The 23024-nt window shown below is 58.5% G+C and carries 21 protein-coding genes; 8 read left to right on the plus strand and 13 right to left on the minus strand.

Annotated features, from left to right (window positions below):
* Nucleotides 1-55: 55 nt before the first annotated feature.
* The 3 genes from LDN84_RS01725 to LDN84_RS01735 all read left to right on the plus strand — a co-directional run bounded on the left by LDN84_RS01725 (nucleotide 56) and on the right by LDN84_RS01735 (nucleotide 6468).
* Nucleotides 56-1345: an esterase/lipase family protein gene (locus LDN84_RS01725; RefSeq protein WP_223907256.1), complete on the plus strand. Its 1290-nt coding sequence runs from the start codon at nucleotides 56-58 to the stop codon at nucleotides 1343-1345.
* A gap of 65 nt (nucleotides 1346-1410) precedes the next feature.
* Nucleotides 1411-3393, plus strand: coding sequence for a molecular chaperone HtpG (htpG, locus tag LDN84_RS01730; RefSeq protein WP_223907259.1), 1983 nt, complete (start codon nucleotides 1411-1413; stop codon nucleotides 3391-3393).
* 297 nt (nucleotides 3394-3690) lie between these two features.
* Nucleotides 3691-6468, plus strand: a complete 2778-nt coding sequence (locus LDN84_RS01735; RefSeq protein ID WP_223907262.1) for a bifunctional diguanylate cyclase/phosphodiesterase — start codon at nucleotides 3691-3693, stop codon at nucleotides 6466-6468.
* Here the strand turns inward: LDN84_RS01735 and LDN84_RS01740 are convergent.
* From LDN84_RS01740 to LDN84_RS01755, 4 genes are all read right to left on the minus strand, one after another.
* Nucleotides 6465-7709 carry an MFS transporter gene (locus LDN84_RS01740; RefSeq protein ID WP_223907266.1) on the minus strand — a complete coding sequence of 415 codons (1245 nt, stop codon included), beginning with the start codon at nucleotides 7707-7709 and terminating at the stop codon, nucleotides 6465-6467. The genes LDN84_RS01735 and LDN84_RS01740 overlap by 4 nt on opposite strands.
* A gap of 157 nt (nucleotides 7710-7866) precedes the next feature.
* Nucleotides 7867-8229: a hypothetical protein gene (locus tag LDN84_RS01745; protein ID WP_223907270.1), complete on the minus strand. Its 363-nt coding sequence runs from the start codon at nucleotides 8227-8229 to the stop codon at nucleotides 7867-7869.
* A gap of 148 nt (nucleotides 8230-8377) precedes the next feature.
* Entirely contained in the window at nucleotides 8378-8818 is a 441-nt protein-coding gene (locus tag LDN84_RS01750) for a hypothetical protein (protein WP_223907273.1), read from the minus strand.
* 134 nt (nucleotides 8819-8952) lie between these two features.
* Nucleotides 8953-9273 carry an EthD family reductase gene (locus LDN84_RS01755; protein WP_223907276.1) on the minus strand — a complete coding sequence of 107 codons (321 nt, stop codon included), beginning with the start codon at nucleotides 9271-9273 and terminating at the stop codon, nucleotides 8953-8955.
* 123 nt (nucleotides 9274-9396) lie between these two features.
* On the opposite strand from LDN84_RS01755, the gene LDN84_RS01760 reads away from it, so the two are divergent.
* Complete coding sequence (locus LDN84_RS01760) at nucleotides 9397-10332, plus strand: LysR family transcriptional regulator (RefSeq protein ID WP_223907279.1); 936 nt, start codon at nucleotides 9397-9399, stop codon at nucleotides 10330-10332.
* 156 nt (nucleotides 10333-10488) lie between these two features.
* Here the strand turns inward: LDN84_RS01760 and LDN84_RS01765 are convergent, their stop codons facing one another.
* Both LDN84_RS01765 and LDN84_RS01770 read right to left on the minus strand, forming a co-directional pair.
* Nucleotides 10489-11088, minus strand: coding sequence for a mobile mystery protein B (locus tag LDN84_RS01765; RefSeq protein ID WP_223907282.1), 600 nt, complete (start codon nucleotides 11086-11088; stop codon nucleotides 10489-10491).
* On the minus strand, nucleotides 11079-11540 hold the full coding sequence (locus LDN84_RS01770) for a mobile mystery protein A (protein WP_223907285.1): 462 nt from the start codon (nucleotides 11538-11540) through the stop codon (nucleotides 11079-11081). Before LDN84_RS01770 ends, LDN84_RS01765 begins: the two co-directional genes overlap by 10 nt.
* A 231-nt stretch (nucleotides 11541-11771) precedes the next feature.
* Between LDN84_RS01770 and LDN84_RS01775 the strand changes: the two genes are divergently transcribed.
* Nucleotides 11772-11933, plus strand: a complete 162-nt coding sequence (locus tag LDN84_RS01775; RefSeq protein ID WP_276572413.1) for a hypothetical protein — start codon at nucleotides 11772-11774, stop codon at nucleotides 11931-11933.
* 99 nt (nucleotides 11934-12032) lie between these two features.
* Here LDN84_RS01775 and LDN84_RS01780 read toward each other — a convergent pair whose 3' ends face one another.
* The 5 genes from LDN84_RS01780 to LDN84_RS01800 form a co-directional block, all read right to left on the minus strand.
* On the minus strand, nucleotides 12033-13754 hold the full coding sequence (locus LDN84_RS01780; protein ID WP_223907288.1) for an ATP-dependent nuclease: 1722 nt from the start codon (nucleotides 13752-13754) through the stop codon (nucleotides 12033-12035).
* On the minus strand, nucleotides 13696-15240 hold the full coding sequence (locus LDN84_RS01785) for a biosynthetic peptidoglycan transglycosylase (protein WP_223907290.1): 1545 nt from the start codon (nucleotides 15238-15240) through the stop codon (nucleotides 13696-13698). Before LDN84_RS01785 ends, LDN84_RS01780 begins: the two co-directional genes overlap by 59 nt.
* Nucleotides 15241-15493: 253 nt before the next feature.
* Complete coding sequence (gene xrtQb, locus LDN84_RS01790) at nucleotides 15494-16051, minus strand: exosortase Q subunit 2 (protein WP_223907293.1); 558 nt, start codon at nucleotides 16049-16051, stop codon at nucleotides 15494-15496.
* Entirely contained in the window at nucleotides 16048-16875 is an 828-nt protein-coding gene (gene xrtQa, locus LDN84_RS01795) for an exosortase Q (RefSeq protein WP_223907296.1), read from the minus strand. The genes xrtQb and xrtQa overlap by 4 nt, the downstream gene beginning before the upstream one ends.
* A gap of 9 nt (nucleotides 16876-16884) precedes the next feature.
* Nucleotides 16885-19011 carry a VIT and vWA domain-containing protein gene (locus LDN84_RS01800; RefSeq protein ID WP_223907299.1) on the minus strand — a complete coding sequence of 709 codons (2127 nt, stop codon included), beginning with the start codon at nucleotides 19009-19011 and terminating at the stop codon, nucleotides 16885-16887.
* A 201-nt stretch (nucleotides 19012-19212) separates the two neighbouring features.
* Between LDN84_RS01800 and LDN84_RS01805 the strand changes: the two genes are divergently transcribed.
* A complete protein-coding gene (locus tag LDN84_RS01805; RefSeq protein WP_223907303.1) occupies nucleotides 19213-19431 on the plus strand; it encodes a TA system antitoxin ParD family protein in 219 nt (72 codons plus the stop codon).
* Nucleotides 19432-19437: 6 nt separating this feature from the next.
* On the plus strand, nucleotides 19438-19725 hold the full coding sequence (locus tag LDN84_RS01810; protein WP_223907306.1) for a type II toxin-antitoxin system RelE/ParE family toxin: 288 nt from the start codon (nucleotides 19438-19440) through the stop codon (nucleotides 19723-19725).
* Between the two features lie 105 nt (nucleotides 19726-19830).
* Here LDN84_RS01810 and creC read toward each other — a convergent pair whose 3' ends face one another.
* Nucleotides 19831-21297: a two-component system sensor histidine kinase CreC gene (gene creC / locus LDN84_RS01815; RefSeq protein WP_223907309.1), complete on the minus strand. Its 1467-nt coding sequence runs from the start codon at nucleotides 21295-21297 to the stop codon at nucleotides 19831-19833.
* 47 nt (nucleotides 21298-21344) lie between these two features.
* On the minus strand, nucleotides 21345-22103 hold the full coding sequence (gene creB, locus LDN84_RS01820) for a two-component system response regulator CreB (RefSeq protein WP_223907312.1): 759 nt from the start codon (nucleotides 22101-22103) through the stop codon (nucleotides 21345-21347).
* A gap of 138 nt (nucleotides 22104-22241) precedes the next feature.
* Here creB and LDN84_RS01825 point away from each other — a divergent pair, with 138 nt between their 5' ends.
* On the plus strand, nucleotides 22242-22994 hold the full coding sequence (locus LDN84_RS01825; RefSeq protein WP_223907315.1) for an MgtC/SapB family protein: 753 nt from the start codon (nucleotides 22242-22244) through the stop codon (nucleotides 22992-22994).
* The last annotated feature ends 30 nt before the right edge of the window (nucleotides 22995-23024 follow it).

The following is a 23024-nucleotide window of genomic DNA, read 5'->3' on the forward strand; positions in this document are numbered from 1 at the left end:
AAGATAGAGGCAATCCCCTACCGTGTCAGGCACGGTACGCACCACAATGGGCCGCATGACGGCCCATCTTCCCCCCAAGAAAAAATCCCATTTGCACGCTTCAGATCTGCGGGCCATCACCTTGTTGGCCACGCAGGCCACACATGCCGTGACCACCCTGTCAGAGGGGGTGCACCAATCGGTGTTGAGCACCTTGGGCGCACCCGGCGGCGACACCGCGGCACAAACGCGGGGGCTGACCGGGCTGGTTTACCACAGTATTCATGGCGTAACCAAGTTGGTCGGGCAGGGCCTCGCTGCGGCTTTGACCCGGCTGGAGCCCTGGTTGCTGCGGCTGGAGGGGCCCGCCGATGAAACTTTTGAGCGTGCTGCCGTGGTGGCCGCCCTCAACGGGGTGATGGGTGACCGCTTGCAGGCCAGCGGCAACCCGCTGGCCACACCGATGAGCTTGCGTTTCCAGGGGCGGGTGCTGGATGTCGCGGTGATGCCCGCGGCCACACACGTCAGCGGCAAACTGCTGGTGGTGATTCACGGGCTGTGTATGAATGACTTGCAATGGAACGCTCAGCACGCCGGGGAGCCCGTCAACCACGCCAGCCAGCTGGCGCAGGCACTGGGCTATACCCCGATCTATGTGCGCTACAACTCGGGTCTGCATGTGTCCGAGAACGGTCATACCCTGGCCCGCCAACTGGACGATCTGTTGTTGCACTGGCCGGTGCCAGTGACCGAACTCAGTGTGCTGGCCCACAGCATGGGTGGTCTGGTGATACGCAGCGCCGTGCAGTCGGCACAACTGCATGGCTGGCTATGGCCCAGGCAGTTGAAGAACATCGTTTTCCTGGGTACGCCACACCATGGTGCGCCGCTGGAGCGTGCGGGTAACTGGGTGGATGTGCTGCTGGGCAGCACGCCCTACAGCCGCCCGTTTGCCAAGCTGGGGCAGTTGCGAAGCAGTGGGGTGACTGACCTGCGTTATGGCTTTGTGCTGGATTCAGACTGGCAAGGCCATGACCGGTTTCGCCGCACGCCTGACAGCCGGACACCCCTGCCTTTGCCCGATGGTGTGAACTGCTTTGCTGTGGCAGCCACCACGGCCGCCAAACGTGGCTTGCTGGCGGATCGTTTGCTGGGGGATGGTCTGGTGCCGCTGCGCAGTGCCCTGGGTCAGCATGATGAAGTTGCACGGCAACTGCACTTTGCGCAAGAGTACATTGCCTACCGTACCCATCACATGCAATTGCTCAGTAGCCCGGTCGTGACGCAACAGGTGTTAGCCTGGTTTGGACGAGTGCAGGAATACCCAGCTAGCCATCTTGAAATCATCTCCAACGTCCCCAAATAGCGCATTGCTTGAGTGCCAGCATTCGTTTTTGCTGGTTTTTATTTTTTGAGAAGACGCCAATCTCCATGACCAAACAAACCCTTTCCTTTCAGGCTGAAGTGGCTCAACTGCTGCACCTGGTGACCCATTCGCTGTATTCCAACAAAGAAATTTTTCTGCGCGAGCTGATCTCCAACGCCTCTGATGCGTGTGACAAACTGCGGTTTGAAGCCATCAACGACAGTGGTTTGTACGAGAGCGACAGCGAACTCAAGGTCAAGGTCACTTTTGACAAGGATGCCAAAACGCTCACCATCACCGACAACGGCATCGGCATGAGCACCCAGGAAGCCATTGACCACCTGGGCACCATTGCCAAGAGTGGCACCAAAGATTTTGTCTCCAAACTGTCGGGCGACCAAAAGGCTGACTCGCAGCTCATTGGCCAGTTTGGTGTGGGTTTTTACAGCGGCTTCATCGTGGCAGACAAGATCACGGTGGAATCTCGTCGTGCCGGTATGAAGTCTGAAGAAGGTGTGCGCTGGATCAGCGGCGGTGCGGGCAACTTCGAGGTGGAAGCCATCACCCGCACCGAGCGCGGCACCAGCGTGATCTTGCACTTGCGCGAAGACGCGATGGACTATGCCTCTGCCTGGAAGGTCAAGAGCATCATCAACAAATACTCGGACCACATCAGTTTGCCGATCCTGATGGAAAAAGAAGAGTGGAAAGACGGCGAACTCATCAACCCAAGCGACGAAAACGGTGGCCGCCAGCCTGGTGCCATGGTCAAGACCGGTGAATGGGAAACCATCAACAAGGCCAATGCCATCTGGGCACGGGCCAAGAAAGATGTCACGCAAGAGCAGTACAACGAGTTCTACAAACAGATCAGCCACGACTTCGAAGCCCCGCTGGCCCACACCCACAACCGCGTGGAAGGCAGTACCGAATACACCCAGCTGCTCTACATTCCCGGTAAAGCCCCGTTTGACCTGTACAACCGCGAAAAATCGGCCGGGGTCAAGCTGTATGTGAAGCGCGTCTTCATCATGGACGATGCCGAGGCGCTGTTGCCGACCTATCTGCGTTTTGTCAAAGGCGTGGTCGATTCGGCCGATTTGCCACTCAACGTGAGCCGCGAGTTGCTGCAGGAAAGCCGCGACGTGAAAGCCATTCGCGAAGGCTGTACCAAGCGCGTGCTGGGTATGCTGGAAGACTTGGCCAAGAACGACAAGTTGCCAGAGGCCTCCGCCGAGGGTGTGACCGATGTTTTGAGCGCCGAAGACAAGGCTGAAGCCGAGAAAAATGCTGGCAAATACACCAAGTTCTACAAGGAATTTGGCGCGGTGCTCAAGGAAGGCCTGGGCGAAGACTATGCGAACAAAGAGCGCCTGGCCAAGCTGTTGCGCTTTGCCTCCAGCACCACCGATGCCGTGAGTGTCAGCTTTGCCGACTACAAAGCCCGCATGAAAGAAGGCCAGGAAGCCATCTACTACATCACCGCTGACAACGCCGCCGCTGCCAAAAACAGCCCGCAACTGGAAGTGTTCAAGAAAAAGGGCATCGAAGTCTTGTTGATGACCGACCGTGTGGACGAATGGGCGCTGAACTACCTGCAAGACTTTGAGGGCACGCCGCTGCAAAGTGTGGCCAAAGGGGCCGTGGATCTGGGCAAGCTGCAAGACGAAGCGGAAAAGAAAGCCGCAGAAGAAGCCGCCGAAACCTTCAAACCCCTGCTGGCCAAGCTGAAAGAAGCGTTGAAAGACAAGGCTGAAGACGTGCGTGTGACCACCCGCCTGGTTGACAGCCCGGCCTGCCTGGTGGTGCAAGACAACGGCATGAGCACCCAGCTGGCACGTATGCTCAAGCAAGCCGGTCAATCTGCACCGGAAGTCAAGCCGGTGCTGGAAGTGAACGCCGAACACCCGCTGGTGAAAAAGCTCGATGGTTCGGTGCACTTTAATGACCTGGCCCACATCCTGTTCGACCAGGCCCTGCTGGCCGAAGGTGGTTTGCCCGAAGATCCTTCGGCCTATGTGAAGCGTGTGAATGCGTTGCTGGCGTGAGCTGGTTGATTTTGATATCAAATAGGGCCTTGGCCCTTTATAAATAGGCGTAGACAGCTATTTAATTCATAGTAAATCATGCGCCTTAAAGCCCCGCAGTCGTGAGACTGGCGGGGCTTTTATCTTGGATTTTTGAAAACGATAGGTGTCATGGTTCTTGCCGACCATCTGTGTTTCACCTGTCGACAAGTAGAATGTTTTTTTCTTGTATCACCATCACATCAGGGATGATCACAAAGACTTTTGAGCTGGGTGAGAGCTGCTTGAAAGCCGTCAAACTCCCTGCAAGGACAACGTATGGTTAAGTTGGGTTTGAAGGGACATCTGGCGCTCAGTATCGGTGCGCTGGCGCTGTTCAGTTCCCTGTTGGTGAGCCAAATCGCCAGCCAACTGAGTCAATCCCAAATCGAGCGTGATCAGAGCGCACTTTTGCAGAATATTGCTGTCCGCATGACATCGCAATTAGCGCATGACATGAGCACCCGGGGCAATGAAATTTTGTTTCTGACCGGGCATGATCGCATCAAAGATCCGGCCTTTCCCGCTGACCGCAAGAGAGCCATTTTTGAGCAAACCCGCCAAGCCTATCCGTACTATGCCTGGATTGGTATGGCGGATGCCAGCGGCAATATCGTCGCTGGAAGTGACAATTTGCTGGTCGGCAAAAGTGTGGCTGAGCGGGAATGGTTTATCAAAGGTAAACAAGGACTTCATTTCGGGGACGCGCACGATGCCTTTCTTTTGGCCAAATTGCTGCCCAAACCCAAGTGGGATGACTTGCCGTTGCGGCTGGTTGACCTTTCAGCCCCGGTCTATGACAACCATGGAAAATTCCTTGGCGTGATTTGTGGGCATTTGAGTCTGGACTGGGCGTTTGAGGTGCGGGAAACCATGTTGGATCAACTGTCCCGCGAACACCTGGATGTGGTTGTGCTCAACAAGGAGGGCAAGGTACTGATGGGTACCCCTCAACTGCCGTCCTTGAAGGTTGAATTGGCCTCGCTCAAAACGTACCAGGGGTTGACGAACAATCAGCGGCAGGTTGCTGTTGAAACATGGCCCGATCAGCAGCGTTACCTGACTGCGGCAGTGCGTGAAGTGCCGTTTCGCAATTACCCGGGCATGGGCTGGACAGTGGTTGCCCGCAAGTCAGAGGCCTCTGCGTTTGGCCCCGCACAAGATTTGTCACGTTTGATCCTGATCGGTGGGCTGGCCACGGCGTTGGTGTTCAGTGCCATTTTGTGGTTTGTCCTGAATCGACATCTGCGTCCGCTGGAAGCGTTGTCAGCCGCTGCTGAAAAAATTCGCCATGAGGATCTCGGTACAGAAATCCCTCAACCAACGGGGGGCGGAGAATTGGCGATATTTGCCCGATCTCTCACCTCGCTGGTGAGCTCGCTGCAGCATAAAAATGCCGAACTCCGGTTGTCTGCGCGTGTGTTCGATGAGAGTGGCCAGGGGATTTTGATCTCGGATCAGCACAATCACATCATTCGGGTTAACCGAGCCTTCAGTCGCATCACCGGGTATCTTCCAGAAGATTGGCAGGGTAAAACACCCGCCATGCTGAGTTCGGGCCGTCACGGTGCGGACTTCTATCAAGCCATGTGGAACACTGTTATCCGAAACGGCAGTTGGCAAGGCGAAGTCTGGAATCGCTCCAAAGGTGGGCATGTCTATCCTGAGTGGCTGACCATCAACACCCTCAAGGATGAACGAGGCAGCATCACCCATTTCATCGGTATTTTTGACGACATTACCGAGAAAAAAGACTACGAACGTCGGCTGGTTCATCTGGCCAACTATGACCAGCTCACCGATTTGCCCAACAGGCATTTGATGCAAAAAGACGTGGAGTTGCAGATTGCCCAGATGAGGCAAAACAATCACGGCATGGCGCTGATGTTTGTTGATCTGGATAAGTTCAAGCACATCAATGACACCTTGGGGCATCCGGCAGGCGACATGGTGCTGAGAGAAGTTGCCAACCGCTTCAAGGCGCAGATTGAACCGGGCAGTATTTTGGCGCGCTGGGGTGGTGATGAATTTGTGGTGGCAATTCCTGGGGCAGACGGCATCAAGGCGGCCAGCGTGGCCAAGCTATTGATCGAGTCCTTGCGGCGACCCTTCAGCATTGAGGGAGGCCGGTACCACATCAGCATGAGTGCCGGTATTGCCATTTATCCGGCTGATGGGCGCAACGTGGACAGTTTGCTGCGCTGTGCAGACACCGCCATGTACAAGGCCAAACAGGAAGGGGCCAACGTGTACCGTTTTTATGAAAGTGCGATGAATGCGGGCGTGGAGCGTTTCCTGAAAATAGACAATGCCCTGAGGCACGCACTGGACAACCATGGGCAGAACCTCTCCCTGGCGTTTCAGCCCCAATACAGTGTGGATGGTGAGCGTATTTTGAGTGCCGAGGTGTTGATCCGCTGGCATCATCCCGAGTTTGGTCAGGTCAGTCCGGCCCAGTTCATTCCGATTGCAGAAGATACAGGTCAAATTTCCTTGCTCGGGAACTGGATCATTGATGCCACCGTGCGCAGTTACGCGGTCTTGGTTCGCGCTGGGCATGAGCTCCCTTTGTCCATCAATATTTCAGCGCTTCAACTGCGAGACCCCCGTTTGACCATGACGCTGCATGACGCGTGTGTTCAATTCCATGTTCCGCCCCACAACATCATGGTGGAAGTGACCGAGTCGGCCATCATGAGTGATGAAATCAAAGTGATGGAAACCCTCAAGACACTCAAGGCGCATGGGTATCGCATTTCCATTGACGACTTCGGAACGGGATATTCCTGCCTGAATTACATCCAGAAAATTCGTCCTGCAGAAATCAAGGTCGATCAAAGTTTTGTGGGCAAGATGCTCACCGACCGTGACAGTCACAGCATTGTTGAATTCACGCTTGGCCTCGCCAGCAGCATGGGCATGGAGGTGGTTGCGGAAGGTGTTGAAACAGAGGCGCAACGCCAGGAGTTGCAAAGACTTGGAAATATCAAGTTGCAAGGCTATCTGCTCAGTCGACCCATACCTTTGGAACAGATGATGGCGTTGCTGGAGGCTTAGCTTTTCAAAAGCTCAGTCTGGCGGGGCTGGTTTTCAAATTGATCCCTTTGGGCCAGACCCGGAAACAGCTTGAACCACAGGGCCGCCACCGCCAGTGTACCCAGGCCACCGATCACCACCGAAGCCACCGGCCCCACTGCGGCAGCCAGTGCACCGGACTCAAATTCCCCCAACTGGTTGGAAGCCCCGATGAACAGAGAGTTCACCGCCGACACCCGGCCACGGATGTCATCCGGCGTGTCCAGTTGCATGATCGTCAGACGGATCACCACACTGACGTTGTCCGCCGCACCAGCCAGCGCCAAGGCCAGCATGGACAGGCCGATGTGGGTGGACAAACCAAACGCCAAAGTGGCCAGACCGAAAACGGCCACAGCGGCCAACAGCTTATGTCCCACCCGGCGATGCAGGGGCCAGCGCATCAGTGCCAAAGACATCAGCAGTGCGCCCACTGACGGTGCGGCCCGCAGCAGCCCCAGGCCCTGCGGGCCGGTGTGCAGGATGTCCTTGGCGTAGATCGGCAGCAAAGCCGTCGCGCCGCCCAGAAGCACGGCAAACAAGTCCAGCGACAAAGCCCCCAGCAGCACCTTTTGCCGCCACACGAAGGCCAGTCCGGCCAGGGTCGAGCGCCAGCTCACGGCGTTCTGGTTGGCCTGGTGCGCATAGCGAACGCCCAGCGTCAACCCGGTGGACACCAGCAGCAGGGCGGTGCAACTGGCGTACACCGCCGTCGCCCCGGCCATGTAAATGAGCCCGCCCAGAGCAGGCCCGGTGATGACGGCAAACTCCATGCCGCTGCTGCTCAGGGTCACCGCCCGTTGCAACATGGACGGGGGAACCAGCCGGGGTGTGATGGCTTGCTGGGCCGGCATCTGAAACGCACGCGCCATACCGAGCAGAATGGACAGGCCAAGGATCAGCTCCCGACTGGTGCTGTGTTGCCAGGCTGAAAAAGCCATGGTGGCCGCCACCACGGCCTGCAGTGCCATACACGCGGCGAAGATTTTTCCCCGGTGCCAGCGGTCTGCGGCATGACCGGCTGGCAAGGTCATCAACAAGGCGGGGACAAACTGGAACAAGCCGACCAAACCCAGCGCCCAGGCACTGCCGGTGAGGTCATACATCTGCCAGCCCACCGCCACCATCAGCATCTGGTTGGCCATAATGCCCGTCAGCCGGGCTAACCAGAAGCGCATGAACATCTTCTGGCGCAACAAGCTGGACATGGGAATGTGGGGCATTCAGAAACCTCGGAAATAAAGTGCAGGAAATGCCTGTGTATACGCCAGTCCAGATGGGCAACCTGGGGCAATTGCCATTGTTTGTGATGGTGGGGCTTGCCGGGATTAAAAACGAGATGTGTGTCAGTTGAGCAAACCCGCAGCAACGCTATTCAGATCAAGTCGTGTGCCGTGTGCTGGTGATACATGGCTCAGTTCGCCACCCATCAGAACTGGAGATGTCTTGTAATGCCGTGCCGTTAACGGTGTAGTGAATCTCCGTTCCGTCTGGCGCATCAAGCGCGACAAGCGTGCGTTGGATCAAGGCTCGTGCTGGCTGGAAATCAGTGATATCGATATCAACCCGGTGAAATGCCAAGTGAGCCGGTTCACTGTCCTTCATGCGGGATAAAGAGCTTCCCCAACCCAGAACGGAGCCCACTTCCTCTGCTGTCAGGGCGGAGTCCAATCCCTCGTGGAAGATTTGCTCTCGATCTGTCACTTTGGGACCTATCGGAAGCTTGACGTAGAAAAAGTCCATAGACCTCATATTCCTAAATGAGCGTGAAAGTTGCAACGAAGGCATCAAGTTGTCGCTTGACAACATCGAATCCATTTCATCAAAACGTCATGTCAACTGACTATAGCCGATGGATGTAGGAACCTGAATATCGGCTTGCAAAGCCCTCTCAACCTGGTGTTGGTATCTGCTGCGCGTTTTCCTGCCGCAGTTGTGCCACCAGCAGCTCTGCAGCTTCCAGTTTTTGCATCAATTGCTGGTTGGCCAGGGTCAGGCGTTCAACCTCTGCGGCCAAGTCATCGGCCACTGCCGTGACCCGCTCCCGGGTGCCGTCGCGGGTTTGCATCAGCTTGGCGTTCAGCGCATCCAGCCAGACCATGATCTCCACCCGCGTGCTGTCCTTGTGCAGCGGGTTTTGCAGCGTGGCTTTTTTCACATCCGCGCGGCGGCACAGCTCAGACTGCGTGACCCGGCCATGGTTGAACGGGTAGATGCCTTGGTGGGCGGCAATGTCCGCCTCAATCTCGGCCATGGCGGTGCGCAGGCGTTTCAGGGCCGCTTCGGTTCTGGCGTTGCCTTTGTCGGCGGTGGTGAGGAGTGGGGTGGTCATGGTGGGCACTTTCTTGCGGTCGATGTTTGGCCCATTATTGTCAACGAAATAGCTCTCTGGTCCAGGTAGAACGTTGGCAAGTAGCTATAAATTCAATAGTGAATTGATGCCATGCCACCTTGCCGCGGTCTGCCTCAAAGCGCAATGACCTCGCTGAATTGAATCAGTGGGCGGGCATTGGTGTAGTTGCCAATGTCGCCCTCCAGCACACCAGCGTGTGGTGTGAAGGCGGCGATGAACGCATCGACCCCGGTGAACGTGAAATGGCACTCGGCCACAAACCCGGGGTTTGACCCTGGGCTTGTGCCCGACAGGCCACGTGCAACCGATACCCCGTTGTAGCCGGGGTGCGCGCTGAGCAAGCGGATGGACATCGGCATGTGCTGCTGAACGTAGTACGGCCAGTCAAAGTGAACGTTGTCGCTGTGGGGGTAGAGGATGCTGACGCGAACCATGGGGTGTTCCTGGGGAGTGTCTTGCGGCCCATTGCTGCAAGTGGGGGCTCAGTCTATTTGTTCACTTGATTTGAATAAAGAAGTGTTTTAATAAATCACTTTTCATTCATGTGAATAATCAAGATGCCCCAATTTCAAGCCATGGAGGTGTTCACGCGGGTGGTGGAAGCGGGCAGCTTCAGCCGCGCGGCGGTCGCCCTGGGCATGCCCAATGCCACCGCCACCACCCTGATCCAGCGCCTGGAGGCGCAGCTGGGCGTGCGGCTGCTGAACCGCACCACCCGCAGCGTCAGCGTCACGCCCGATGGCATGGCGTATTACGAGCACTGCTGCTCGATCCTGGCGCAAATGCACGACGCGCAGGAAGCCCTGGGCCAGCGCCACGCCTCGCCGAGCGGGCATCTGCGGGTGGAGGTACCCACGCTGATGGCCCGCTGGGTCATCGTGCCCGCCTTGCCCAGTTTCTTTGCGGCCTATCCTGACATCCAGCTCGAACTGAGCTGCAGCGAAAGCCGCACCGCCTTGCTGGAAAACGGCATCGACTGCGCGGTGTGGAGTGGCGACATTGAAGATAGCAGCCTGGTCGCCCGGCCGGTCGGTCAGCTCTACCTGGCCACCTGTGCCGCCCCCAGCTACCTGGCCGCGCAGGGCCGCCCGACGCATCCGCGCGATCTGGCGACGCACCGCTGCGTGCAGCATCTGTTTCAGCATTCCGGCCGACTCGCCGAATGGACCTTTGCCAAGGACAGCGACTATCTGAAAATCCCGATGAAAGGCAGCCTGTGCGTCAACGACGAAAACAGCTACTTGGCCGCCGCCGAGGCCGGCCTGGGCATCGCACGTATACCGGCCTTTGTGCTGAAAGAGGCCATGCAGCGCGGCAGCCTGGACCCGGTGCTGAGCGAATGGCTGCCCGACCCCTTGCCGCTGAACGTGGTCTACCCCCAGCGCCGCCACCTGTCAGGCAAGGTGCGTGTTTTTGTGGACTGGATCGCTGCTTTGTTCAAGGAGCATGACGGGATACAACTGCGCTCCAGTGTGCACTTTGCTGGGGGCTGAGTTTGTGGATGAAATTGCCTTCTGGCCTAGGTGGAATGTGCGTAAGCAGCTATAAATTGGATAGTTGATTGGGTTGCTCTACCATTTCAATCACCAAGTGTTCTGGTCGGGGCGATGATCTGGTGGCTCATGTGGCTGTCGTTTTTTGGGCCTGCCTTAGCTGCGAACGAAGACCAATAAAGCAGTGAAATCATTCTTATCCGCTGCACGCAATGCTGCGAGGTAATGCGCCCGCACCTCATTGGCAGCGATCAGGTTGGCCCCGCTGCCCCAACTGAAAGCAGGCCGCCCCAACTGCTTCAACAATGCGTCAGTCATCATGCGTGCATGGCGGCCATTGCCATTGGGGAAGGGATGAATCCAAACCAGCGCATGGTGAAAACGCGCGGCCAACTCATCAGGATTAAACGTTTTGTTGTCGACCCAGTACCGTGCATTGCCCAGCAATTGATTCAGCTTGACCGCGACCAAGGTCCAGTCGCAGCCAATGTTCTTGTCCGAAGTGCGGAACTTACCCGCCCACTTCCAGGTTTTGTTGAACATCCTGCGGTGCAAGTCCCGGCAAAAACTCTCCGATAGCACCTCTGGCAGTTTGGCTCGGCGCAGCCATTTGGTGGCTTGAAGAATGTTCTCCTGCTCCCAGTCATTGAGTGCGCCCTTGGTTTCGATGTGCCGTGGGAGCAGGCCCGCCTTTTCATCCGGGTCCGGCGGCGTCTGCCCTTCTTGCGCGTCAAAGTCGTCAAGAATCAGCGCCATAGCTGCGACCACTTTCCGCGCAGCAACTCATCCGCACGGCGCGCCACCTGCTTTTGAATGCGCTCGTCCGTGGGCCTTTGGTCTTCCAGGCTCATGGTATGCGCCACCCCGTAGACCTCTTCTTGCGCCAACTGCCTGGCCCGGTTCTGCACCACTTCCGTCAGCGGCTTGCGCGGCACCAGGGCATAAACCAGCTCGCAGTCCAAGCCGTCGGCCAGCTTGCGCAACTGCGCCAGCGAGATGCGCTCCTGCGCTTCAGATTGCTCTGACTTGTGCAACGTGGAACTTGTGATGCCCAGACGCGCGGCCTGCTGGCGCTCGGTGCGGCCCAGCGCCTCGCGGATTTCTTTCAGCCAGCCGCGCGAGGGGGCACGCTTTGCCAGCAAAACCCCATAGGCAGCGACCGCTGCCTGGAGCTGCTCTAGCCGGAGATGGTTGAATTCAGAGGACATTTTGCTTGCCTATAAACGATCAAAGTTGAGTTGAATGGTAGCCTATAGAAAAGCATTGATCAATTTTACGATTCATTAAAGGCAAGCAATTACTTAAAGTCTGCTTACCTTTATGGAAGCATTCTGAATCTCAGGCAGGTCAAAATCCAAGCTGATTTGGTATCTTTGCATGCCAGTGGGCAAGGTTGAGGACTCAAGAAAAATGCCATACAGCGCGGCAGCCTGGACCCGGTGCTGAGCGAATGGCTGCCCGACCCCTTGCCGCTGAACGTGGTCTACCCCCAGCGCCGCCACCTGTCAGGCAAGGTGCGCGTCTTTGTGGACTGGATCGCCGCTTTGTTCAAGGAACATGGCGGGATACAGCTGCGGTCTAGTGTGCGCTTTGCTGGGTGATTTCTTGAATGAAATCACTTGTTAGCCGAGGTGAATCGTTGGCCTGTAGCTATAAATTTAATGGTGAATTGATATGCACTGACCAACCCTGCAAACGTATCAAGCAATGGCTAGTGCGGCGCAAAACTGCTCGCGCAGAGCTTGCAGGCGGGTGGGATTGATGGCACCACTTGTGACGGCCTTCATAACCTCAACGGGCTTCTTGTCGCGATCTGGCACAGGAATGCCAAGAAAGGTTTCCAGGCAATCGTTGAACTTCACTGGCGCGGCCAGCGTTACCGATGTTGCACACGTTTCGATGAGATCGTTGACTGCCCCGTGATGGTCTTTGTCGTTGTCATCATCCAGCATCACGCCATGTGGAATGCCGTAGGCAGACAGCAACGCCATGTATCGGTGGAGATTGAACTTTCCTAAGGCATCAATGACACACACGCGGTGGGGTGCCAGGTCATGCCATTCGTTCGCCAGCAGATAGTTGAACAAGGCGCGTTCGGTGGCACCTTCCACAAGCAGCACCCTGTCGGCGAAGAACAGCGAAGCACGCTCGCCATCAAGCCAAAGCTGGAATCGAAACCGCTCTTCCTGCTCTGCAATGTGAGCCTGTGGCGGCTGCGCGATCATGGCCTTGGCTCGTTTCTTGGCACCCTCATCAATGCTCGGGTCTGCCACAAAGGCCTGCAATGCCTCCATCAGTTCGCCCCCTTTATCGAAGATGTCCTTGATTTGACCGCCCTTGGGTTGGAATGCTTGGCTTGCCCCGTTCTCTCGTTGTATGCGGACGAGCTGGCCGATTTGCTCGGCAGCCTTTCCGGCAAAGGTTGGTGAATGCGTCGTAATGATTACCTGCTGTCCCGCCTCTGCGCCAAGTCGGCGCAAGTGGTAGGCCATACCCTCTTGCTGGCTCGGGTGCAAAAAGGCTTCCGGCTCCTCGAACAGCACGAGGTTAAACGACGGGTTGAATTCCTTTTTGTCGGCTTTTTTGTCATCCTTGAAAGTGGGCGCCAAGCGTATTAACTCGTAGATGACAGAGCGTTGGAAGCCGTGACCGTAACGTTCGAGGTCGAACCCAACGTCGCCCAGGGCTGCATCCACGAACGCGAATTTCACCAACGATTTCGATATGTCTTCCGGGGCTACAGAGCTGATCGACAGGTCAATCTGGATACTCCATGACGAGATCGCAGTGTTCAGTGGTTTCGAAATCTCGCTCAGAAATCCATCATTCTTCTTGGCTTCAGCGTTGAACTTCTCGAAGGCAGCGGAAACATCCTTGAATGCTTCACTTTTCGCAACAACCTTCTTGAGCAGGAAGTTGAGCATGTTTCTCAGGGGAGATGGTCCGCTCATCTTGGTTTGCTCAGCCGGGGTTGTGAGTGCTGGCACGTAAATGATCTGGCCTACCTTTGCAGCGCCGACATTCTTGGCCCCGTAGAACAGCTCAGTGTCCAGTTCGCCATTGATCAGTCCAAAAATGTTGCTCTGACTCGCTTGCACCCGACCCTTATCGTCGGACTTGAAATAGCGGCGAACAGTGAGACTTTGGTCAGTCACACCCGCCTTGTATTTTTCCGCGAGACCAACCCATTCGTCCTCGTCGAGATGAAATTTCAGTTGTACCCAGGACTCTGTGTCTTTTGCACCAGTTTTGGGGAAGTCGTCGGTCGACCATTTGAGGTCGTCATAAAACGCACGTAACGCATTGAGCACTGTGCTTTTACCAGCATTGTTGGCTCCGACCAGAAGTGTGTAGTCGTGAGCCTCAATGCAAAGGTCGGTGACAGCGCGGTAGTTGTGGACTTTTATCTCTCTCAGTTTCATACCTGATTTCCCTGTGTTTTTTGTTTGTCGTACTACTCATGGCTCGAAGGTTGGCATCATGAATACAGTCGAGTCGAGAGCATAAGGGATTAATCGTAATCACTATTGATTTGGTAGTGAACTGATGTCTCCAGAAAGCCCAGCCATTGCGGAATTGGCAATGTTCTCTGGTGCCTTCGGTACCACCACGTGCACAGGCATCTCCCCCCCATGCGCCAAAGTCCTCTGCAACTGCACCCCCTGCCTCCGCCCCACCCCCCCGCAAATTCCCCGCCACCCACTGCGCCCGAGCCACATTGATATGCCCACTGCTGGCCCAGCGCTTGGCCTCCAGTGCCGGGTTGTGCAGCATGGCAGCCAGCCAGACGGCCTCTGGCGCACTGAGGTGGTCGGCGTGTTTGCCAAAGTAGTGAAGTGCTGCCGCCTGCGCACCGCACAAGTTGCTGCCCCAGGGCGCGTTGTCCAGGTACAGGCGCAGGATGCGCGCCTTGCCCAGGGTTTGTTCCATTTCCACGGCGTAGAGCAGTTCGCGCAGCTTGCGCACGGGGGAGCGCTCACCGCCGGTGACCAGCAGTTTGGCCACTTGTTGTGACAAGGTGCTGGCCCCGCGCAGGGGGATGCCGGAGCTGTCGATTGGCGTAAGCGCGGTGCGCTGGTTGCTGCGCAAGGCCTGGCCCATCTCCACCAGGTCGTAGCCGGGGTGTTCAAAAAAGCGCTGGTCTTCAGCGGCAATGACGGCGCGGGCCAGCAGGCTCTGGGCGCTCAGGGAGGTGGGCGGCAGGCCTTTACCGCAGGGGCTGCGGGCGTTGGCCCACTGCGCGGTGCCCAGGCCTTGCACGCTCATGCCTTGTAGCTGCGGCTCCAGCGTCAGGGTTTTGTCGGGCAGACTCAGGCTGGCGTGTAAGGCAAACGTGCCGTCGATCTGCGCCACGGCCAGCTCGGGGATGGCGCTGGCCAACAGCGCGTAGCCGTCGCGCACCGGGGTGGGCGGCAAGTCCATGTTCAACAGCAAACCGTTGGGTTTCAACTGGCCGTGCCAGGTGGCGTTGATGCCTCCAGTGGACAGCGTGCCGTGCAACTGCATGGCCCCCAGGCGCTGCACGGTGGCGGTCACGCTGGCCAGCCGCAAGGGCTCGCTGCCCCAACTGGGACTGCGCAGGCTGCAGGGTTGGCAGCTCAGGCGCATGGTGTGGCTGGTTGCATCCCACGCCACCTGCACCGGGCCGATGCGGGTGGGCAGGGTGTGGCCGTCGAGCTGCTGCGCCAGCCAGGGGGTAGTGCCCAGCCAGATCAGCGACGGCACACCCATCTCCAGCGCGACCGGGTCAACAAACACGCGGGTGGCCCAGGCGCCGTGTGGCGGGCGCAGCGCGGCGCGGGTGACCCAAAACAGCACCAGCAGGGTGATGACCCCCACCACAAAAGCCAGGCCAAGCCCGTAGCAAAAGCGGTACGCGATGCGTGGCAAGGTGTTCAAGTGATTCATTTAACCTAGATTCCTTAGTTGGACGCGCCCGAGTGGGCTGTCAGGGGCGTGTCTGGGTAGGCGCGACGACGCTGAAGGCTCCTGCCTTCGAGGAGGAGCAACGCCCCCAGGCACGTTCCTGGCGGCTCAATCGGGTGCGTAGCGCTGTCACCCAAAAGGTGAAGTGGATCAACGCTGAAAAGTCAATGTTCATAGGCGCTTACTGGTACTAATGAGCGGTCAACTGAGGAATCTAGGTTTAACGCTCCTGTGGTCATAGCGGTGTAGCCACCGTCATGGCGCGCCACGGCCCGCTGGACTGCCCTGCCACCGAGGCCCAGTACCAGGCCGACGCATCGGTAAAGCCCTGGCCCCGTGCGTCTTCGATGCGTTCACATACCCGCACGGCGCGGCCACCGCGCTCGGCCACAAAACAGCGCCAACGGGTCTGGTCGGCCTGCACTTCGAGTTGTTCGTGGTGGATGTGATAACCCAGGCCCCGGTAGCAGTCGGTGGCCGGGTGCAGCATGCGGGTGGGCTGGTTCACCTGGCGCAGTACCAGCACCTGGCGGCCATCGGTCAGACGTGCCAGCGTGCCGGGGAAGTGGCTGGCAAAACGTTGCTCCACCTCGCTGAGCGCCAAGGGTCGCAGCGGGTTACCTTGCCATTCAGTTGGCCATTCCACGCTGGGCCGGGACTGCGTTGTAGCTTGCACAGCCGCGTGTTCAGCCACGGCTTGGGCGATGCCCCACAGCACACACAGCGGCAGCAGCGCGGCCCACAGGGTTTTGTGCAACACACGGTTGACGAAACGGTTGGTTAGAAAGTTCATGATGCTTTGCGCTCCCAAATCATGACCCAGGCAATGCCAGCACACACCGCCGCCAGCGCCACCAGACCCACCGCATCATGGCTCCAACCGGGCAGGTATTGGCCCGTGGCTTGCAGCGCCACCAGCACGGTGTTGCGCAGCACATTGCACAGCAGCACCAGCGAACCCACCAGCGGCAAGCGCAGCAAAAAGCTGCGGTTGCTGCGGCCCACAGCCAGTGCCATCACGCAGGCGCTGAAGTAGCCTAGCCAGGCCATTTGCACGCCCGAGCAAGGTGCGTCGACGATGATGAGTTGCCCGTCCACCACCAGGCTGCTGCCGCTGCGCTCCACCGTGTGCGCCAGTGACAGCAGCCAGCGGCTGATTTCTGCCGTGACCACGCGCAGCGGAAAGCCCGCGTAAAACTGCAACGATGCCAGCAGCGGCAGTGACAACACCGACAAGCCCAGCACCGGAGCCACAGCCACCCGCGCAGGCAAAAACGCCAGCAGCCCTGCGGCCAGACTCAACAGGCCGGTGAGTGCCACGGCCAAGTCAGGCAGTTGATGATGCAGTGCGGTGGTGAGCAACACCCCCATCAACGCAGTGGCTTGCAACCCCAGGCGTGGCGCGGCCCGCAAATGCTGGCGGTGTTGCCACAACAGGCCCGCCAGCGCAGCCAGGGCCAGCAGCCCCAGTGGGTCGTCCGAGCCGTCAAGCATGCGCTGACCCATCCACCACCAAGTGGGCCACAGCGCCGCGGCCAGCAGGGCCAGCCAGCGCCACTCAGCAGCGGTGTCGATGGCGATGCCAAAGCGCACGAACAGGGGCATTTGCAAAAGCATGGTGTTGACTCAGAAACAGTTGTGATGCGCACGGGCTTGGGCGCGGCGGCGGCGCACGGCCAGCATGGCCAACACCGAGATCGTCACCAGCATCGCGCCCCAGGTGGCAGGCTCAGGCGTGCTGGGCACTTCAGCGCCCAGAGCCGAGTTCTCTACACCTTGCGGCAGCGGTAAGGGTTGGTTGACGCTGGTGCTGTCTGCCGGGGCCTTGTTGCGCACCACTTGGTCGACAGCCAGAAAGCTGGTGTACTGGGTCAGCAGGCTGTATTTCAGGCCCAGCTCGGTGATGGCTTCTTTGGCGGCATTGCCACCTTCAATCGCTTCCTGGTCACTCAGCGTGGCAATGCGATGCCGCGCCCACAGGTGGCGCAGGGCGGCGGTATCCGATGTGTTGTTGGCGCTGATGGGCATGCTCAAGTGCAGCGGGCCGTTGGGGCTGTTGCCGTCCACCACCAGTTGACCCTTGGCCTCACCGCGCCATTTGCCAAACACAATCAACGGGCGCTGGGCCAGCAAGTCGGGCACTTGAGCCGGTTCCACGTCGTACACGTCCAGGCCTTCAAAGCGCACTTTGACGTTGGTGAGCACGGGCGAGTCGATCATCTTGCGGAAACGGTTGGCTTGTTCGGCGGCTTCTGAAGGCTGGGTGATGATGAACGGTTCGCCCATGCCGGCGCGGGCCAGGCCTTCCATCAGGTGGCGGTTGACGCTGGAGCCAATGCCAAACGAGAACACATTGGCGCTGCTGAGGTGCTGGCGCACCAGCTCAAAGGCTTCGCGCTCTACGGTGACATAGCCGTCGGTGACCACCACCACGGTGCGCGACACATCGGCGTTCTTGGGCTGGGCATAGACCCGTTTCAGGGCCGGGATCAGCTCGGTGCTGCCACCGCCGCCTTCCTGGTCAATGGTTCGGATGGCTTGCTCGATGTTGGCCTTGGTGGCGGGCACCGACTGCGGGCTCAGGAAACGGTTGCTGCCCGAGAACAGCAGCACGTTGAAGGTGTCACTGGGGCGCAGGCCGCCAATCAGTTCACGCAGCACGCCCTTGGCGGTGTCCAGCGGAAAACCGTGCATGGAGCCCGAAATATCCACCACAAAGATGTAGTCACGCGGGCTGATGCTGGCCGCTGGCGGGGCCTTGGGCGGCTCCACCATGGCCAGGAAAAAGTTCTCGTCCTGGCCTTTGTAGAGCATTACGCCGCTTTCGATCTTGTCACCGGCCAAGCGGTAGTTCAGGATGAAATCGCGGTTGTTGGTGGGCTCGTCCGTGGGGTTCAGGCCGACCACGGTGGCTCCGCCTTGCTCGGTGGCGTTGTGAATGGTGTGGGAGGGCGATGTCAGCTCTTTCAAGCCAACGGGGGTGTTGAGCGTGATGTGGATGTCAAACGCAGGCTGGCTGGCGCTGGTGGGCGTTTGCTGGCCGTGTGGCAGCGTGGGCTGTGCCACCCAGGTGGCGTTGGCCTGCCCACTTTGCGGGCTGTTGTAGCGCGGGCCGACCACGGTGGGGAAGACAAACTGGTACTTGCCGTCAAGGGGCAGCAACAGCTCGGTGTAGCGCAGTTCCACCTTCACGTCGTCACCGGGCATGATGTTGGCCACGTTCATCTGGAACACGTTGGGCAGGTGCTGCTCCAGCAGGGCGGCGGTTTTGCCCTCTTGTTTGGCGGCCTCATATTCGATCTTGGCCTGTTGCTTCTCGCGGATTTTGGCGGTGATCAGCCGGTCGGCCAGGCGCACGTTCATGCCGTGGACGGCGGCACGGGTGGAGCCGGGGAACACGTACTTGGCTTCGATGGCACGCTGGCCTTCGTTTTTGTAGGTTTGCAGCACGGTCACGTCGGCAATCACACCGCTGACCTGCACATTCACCTGCGTGGATTTCAGCGGTAACTGGTCCAGCGTGGGGTCACTGCTTTTGACGAAGAAGTAAGGGCTCTCGGTCTTTTGGCGCGGGGCGGCATCGCGGTCTTGCGCTTGTGCCGGGCTGCTGACCAGCGCCACAAAACAGGTGGCGGCCAGGAGTGTGGTGGACAGCCACAACCAGCGTGGTTTGTGAGCGGGGGCAGGTGCTGCCCGCGTGGCAGCAGGGGTCGAAAGGCTTGCGGTGGCGGTTGCCGAAGCTGCGAAGGCCATGGTGATGTTCTCCAGAGAGCGTGCGATATTGCACGATGGAGAGAGCATCTCGCGCCACGGAGAAGCCAGTTGGAAGGCTTTGGGTGCTTGTGTGAAAACTGTGTGAAGACCGTGTGATGCCGTGATGCTCAGGTTTTTGTGTTTGGTGTAAAAGGTTGCAACTTGAGGCAAAATACACCCAATTTAAGAGAGGGGTTCTATATGGCTGTGGCACTCAAGTTATCGGACGAATTGGTAGAAGATGCCAAGGCTACGGCGGCGGCGGAGCACCGGTCTGTGCCCAAGCAGATTGAGTACTGGGCACGCATTGGCAAGTGCGTTCTGGAGAATCCAGACATGCCCCTGCGCCTGATTCAGGACACCATGCTGTCGCTGGAAGAGACCAAGGCCGGACAGGCCAAGCCCTACGTGTTTGGGTGACCGGTGGTGGTTTTGTTGGTCACGGCAACCCCGTCATTTGCGCGCGTTGCCAAGAAGTTGCACGCCAAAGACAAAAAAGTGCTGGACGCGGCGGTCAAGTCTGTCGCCGCCAACCATGCGTTGGGCGTGGAGAAGCGTGGTGACTTGGCCGACGTGTTTGTTTACAAGTTCAAACTCAATGCGCAGGAAACGCTGTTGGCGTATAGCTTGCGACCCGATAAAACCAGTCCGACCGAACTGGTGCTACTGGCTGTCGGCCCGCATGAAAATTTTTATGCGCAGCTGAAACGGTAGTGGCCCGTTGTGTTGGTGGCTTCGGGAGGCTTGGTGGTCTATTTTGCCTGTGGCCAACGTTTCTTCTTGGCTGCATGCTATTTAATAAATAGCAATCGATGTGGTTCAAGCCGGTGCCACACGTAACCACAGCGTGGCCAGCGCACCGCTTCCTTCGGCTTCTGGCCGGTTGCCCAGCTCCACCCGCCCGCGGTGCAGGGCGGTGATTTCTTTGACAAAACTCAGGCCCAGGCCGGTGCTTTTTTTCTTGGAGTGCGGGCGCACCAGGGAGTAAAACTTCTCAAACACCTTGTCTTGCGCATAGGCCGGAATGCCGGGGCCCTGGTCACACACGGTGATGCAGGCCCAGTGCTTGTCCAGGCGCAGGCCCAGCTCAATCAAGCCACCTTCAGGCGAAAAATCCAGCGCGTTGTCCAGCAGGTTGCTCACCGCCCGGCGCAGCAAAAACGGGTCGGCCTCTACCGTGGCATCACTCTGCGCCTGCACCGTCAGGCGAATGCGGCGCTGGGCGGCCACACCTTCTGAGGCGTGGGCCAACTCTTCCAGCAGGGGCCGCAGGGCCACGCGCTGCACCTTGTCGAGCACGCGGCGGGTTTCCAGCGCGGTGAGTTCCATCATGCGGTCCACCATCTCCTGGATGCGCTGGGTTTCGCGCTGGATGTTGCCCAGAAACTGCTGGCGCTGGGCTTCTTCCATCGGCTCTTCCAGCAGCTCCGCCGCGCCGCGAATGGCCGACAGCGGGCTTTTGACCTCGTGCGTCAGGGTCTGCACATAGTCGGCCACGTAGTTGCGCCCGGCCAGGGCATCGCGCATTTCGTCATAGGCGGCGCGCACCAGGTCCCAGGCACGGCGCAGCAGTCGCATGGGGTGAAAGCCCTGCTGCGCTTTGACGTAGTGCGCGTAGTCCGAGATCAGGCCGAACGGCCGCACCAGCCACACCGAAATGGTGACGGCCAACACCAGTACCGCCAGCACCGAGAGAAAGCCCACGTACAGCGTGCGGCTGCGCGCGGCCACTACAAACTGGCCAAAACTCTGCACCGGCTTACCCACCGTCAGCGTGCCAATGATCTCGCCACTGCCCGTGCCCTGGGTACCGCTGACCCAGCGCACGGGGGCGGCCACGTACATGACGGCAGAGTTGGCATCGCCGGGAATGTCGAGCGAGGTGCGGGCTCCGTACTCACCTTGCAGCGCCAGGCGCACGTCGCGCCATTGAGAAAAATCTTTGCCAACGGATTGACCGGTGGAATCAAACACCACGGTGCCATTGCGGTCGGTCACATAGGCACGTAGCTCGACCCGGGTTTTTTTGACGCTGAAAATCTGCACCTCAAATTCACGCGCATAGGCGGCCTTGAACAGCGTCTCCAGGTGGCTGGGGTCGATGACCCCGTCACGCACATCCTGCTCGACCAGCGTGGCCAGCAGTTGCGAGGTTTCCACCAGCGACTCTTCTGCCGACTCGCGGTAGCGCGGGTCCAGGTCAGACACCACGCGGTACAACACAAACGCGATGCCCACCGCATAGATCAGCAGCAGGCCAAGGAATATTCTGCTTCTCTTGCTCATTTAAGCATAGTGTCTTGGGGTGGTCTGGTGGCGTTTGATTCGTGTTTTCACGAGATGCTCTCTGGAAGCGATTCACTCAAGGCGTAGCCGGTGCCACGCAGGGTGCGGATCGGTTCCAGCGCCGGGGCTACCAGCTTGAGCTTGGCGCGCAGGGTTTTGATGTGCGCGTCCACCGTGCGGTCAAAGCTGTCGTTGTCGCCTCCCCAGACGGTGAGCAGCAACTCGTCGCGGGTGAACACTCGTCCGGGTTTTTGCACCAGCAGGCGCAGCACGCCGTACTCAAACCGCGAGAGCTCCAGCAAACGACCATAAAAACGGATTTGGCGGCGCTCTTCGTCCAGCAGCCAGATAGCCGGGGCGCTGGCCGCAGGCGGTGTCACCGGGGGCGGAGCCACGGGCGCAGAGGCTGCAATGGCACCGTTCAAGCGGTTGCTGCGACGCAGAATGGTGCGCACCCGGGCCACCAGTTCACGTGGCGAAAACGGTTTGGCAATGTAGTCGTCCGCGCCCAGCTCCAGACCGACCACGCGGTCGATCTCGTCGCTACGAGCAGTCAAAAACACCATAGGCACCAGGTTGCCGCCAGGCAGGGCCTGCAGGCGGCGAAACAGCTCAAAGCCGTTCAGGTCAGGCAGGCCCACGTCCAGCACCGCCAGCGCAGGCGGCTCGGCCTGGAACTGGCGGATGGCTTCTTCTGCCGTGCTGCACCACACCGGCGTAAAACCATCCGTGGTCAGTACGTATTGCAGGGTGTCGGCAATGCCGGATTCGTCTTCCACCAAAAGGATGCGGGGTTTGAGTGCCATGGACGTTATGGTAATGATGTTCTTAGGGTATTTGCCATGGTGTTGGGTGACAGTCATCGGGTTCAAAAAAGCTCTCTTGTTGATAGCGTTCTGCGCCTATAGACTCTGTGCTGGCCATCATTTTTATTCGGAGATTTCATGGGCATCATCACGCAGTCTTATCTGGCATCCTTCTGGTCTGTCCCTATGATGGAAGTCAATCTGCTGGTCTTCATGAATTTGCTGGGAGCCTTGTTGCTGGGTTTGCTGGTGGGGTATGAACGTTCCTACCACGGGCGGGCGGCAGGTATGCGTACCTATGGCATTGTTTGCATGGCCTCGGCAGCGCTGACCGTGTTTGCCGGATACCCTGGATTCTGGTGGGGCGGCTCGGGTCACGGTGCCATACCCGTTGACCCGACGCGGGTGGTGCAGGGCATCGTGACCGGGGTGGGCTTTCTGGGGGCCGGGGTCATCATGAAGGAGGGGCTCAACATCAGTGGCCTGACCACGGCAGCTTCCATTTGGGCTTCGTCGGCGATTGGTGTGCTGGTGGGGATCGGATTTTTTGGTGCAGCTATTTTGCTGACGGTCTTGTCCGCCTCGTTGATGATGTGGGGCCCCAAGTTGGAAGCTAGGCTACCGTCGCGCCGGGCCATGGGGGTTGTGCTGGAGTTTTCTGCAGAATTTGAACCGGATGAAGTGATTTTTAAAAATACGGTGGCGCAATGGGGCTACATGGTGGCAGAGGGTTCGCTAAATATCTCCAGCAAAGGGCAGATCATCCAGTGGAGCTTTGTCATGGTTGCCCTCAAGAGCCAGTCGGCCCCCAGTTCGTTGTTTGAACTCTCGCGTCATTTGCGTGAGTTGGACGGTGTTGAAGGGCTTCAAATCAGTCATGCACGCAATTGAGGGCACAGACAGCGAAAATCTACCACTTGT

Origin of the sequence: Rhodoferax lithotrophicus (genome assembly GCF_019973615.1) — a bacterium.
In the GTDB taxonomy this organism is placed as follows: domain Bacteria; phylum Pseudomonadota; class Gammaproteobacteria; order Burkholderiales; family Burkholderiaceae_C; genus Rhodoferax; species Rhodoferax lithotrophicus.

Bases quoted from the DNA above. Each gene is read 5' to 3' on its own strand.
- LDN84_RS01725 (WP_223907256.1), top strand. From the start codon at position 56: ATGACGGCCCATCTTCCCCCCAAGAAAAAATCCCATTTGCACGCTTCA.
- htpG (WP_223907259.1), top strand. From the start codon at position 1,411: ATGACCAAACAAACCCTTTCCTTTCAGGCTGAAGTGGCTCAACTGCTG.
- LDN84_RS01735 (WP_223907262.1), top strand. From the start codon at position 3,691: ATGGTTAAGTTGGGTTTGAAGGGACATCTGGCGCTCAGTATCGGTGCG.
- LDN84_RS01740 (WP_223907266.1), bottom strand. From the start codon at position 7,709: ATGCCCCACATTCCCATGTCCAGCTTGTTGCGCCAGAAGATGTTCATG.
- LDN84_RS01745 (WP_223907270.1), bottom strand. From the start codon at position 8,229: ATGGACTTTTTCTACGTCAAGCTTCCGATAGGTCCCAAAGTGACAGAT.
- LDN84_RS01750 (WP_223907273.1), bottom strand. From the start codon at position 8,818: ATGACCACCCCACTCCTCACCACCGCCGACAAAGGCAACGCCAGAACC.
- LDN84_RS01755 (WP_223907276.1), bottom strand. From the start codon at position 9,273: ATGGTTCGCGTCAGCATCCTCTACCCCCACAGCGACAACGTTCACTTT.
- LDN84_RS01760 (WP_223907279.1), top strand. From the start codon at position 9,397: ATGCCCCAATTTCAAGCCATGGAGGTGTTCACGCGGGTGGTGGAAGCG.
- LDN84_RS01765 (WP_223907282.1), bottom strand. From the start codon at position 11,088: ATGGCGCTGATTCTTGACGACTTTGACGCGCAAGAAGGGCAGACGCCG.
- LDN84_RS01770 (WP_223907285.1), bottom strand. From the start codon at position 11,540: ATGTCCTCTGAATTCAACCATCTCCGGCTAGAGCAGCTCCAGGCAGCG.
- LDN84_RS01780 (WP_223907288.1), bottom strand. From the start codon at position 13,754: ATGAAACTGAGAGAGATAAAAGTCCACAACTACCGCGCTGTCACCGAC.
- LDN84_RS01785 (WP_223907290.1), bottom strand. From the start codon at position 15,240: ATGAATCACTTGAACACCTTGCCACGCATCGCGTACCGCTTTTGCTAC.
- xrtQb (WP_223907293.1), bottom strand. From the start codon at position 16,051: ATGAACTTTCTAACCAACCGTTTCGTCAACCGTGTGTTGCACAAAACC.
- xrtQa (WP_223907296.1), bottom strand. From the start codon at position 16,875: ATGCTTTTGCAAATGCCCCTGTTCGTGCGCTTTGGCATCGCCATCGAC.
- LDN84_RS01800 (WP_223907299.1), bottom strand. From the start codon at position 19,011: ATGGCCTTCGCAGCTTCGGCAACCGCCACCGCAAGCCTTTCGACCCCT.
- LDN84_RS01805 (WP_223907303.1), top strand. From the start codon at position 19,213: ATGGCTGTGGCACTCAAGTTATCGGACGAATTGGTAGAAGATGCCAAG.
- creC (WP_223907309.1), bottom strand. From the start codon at position 21,297: ATGAGCAAGAGAAGCAGAATATTCCTTGGCCTGCTGCTGATCTATGCG.
- creB (WP_223907312.1), bottom strand. From the start codon at position 22,103: ATGGCACTCAAACCCCGCATCCTTTTGGTGGAAGACGAATCCGGCATT.
- LDN84_RS01825 (WP_223907315.1), top strand. From the start codon at position 22,242: ATGGGCATCATCACGCAGTCTTATCTGGCATCCTTCTGGTCTGTCCCT.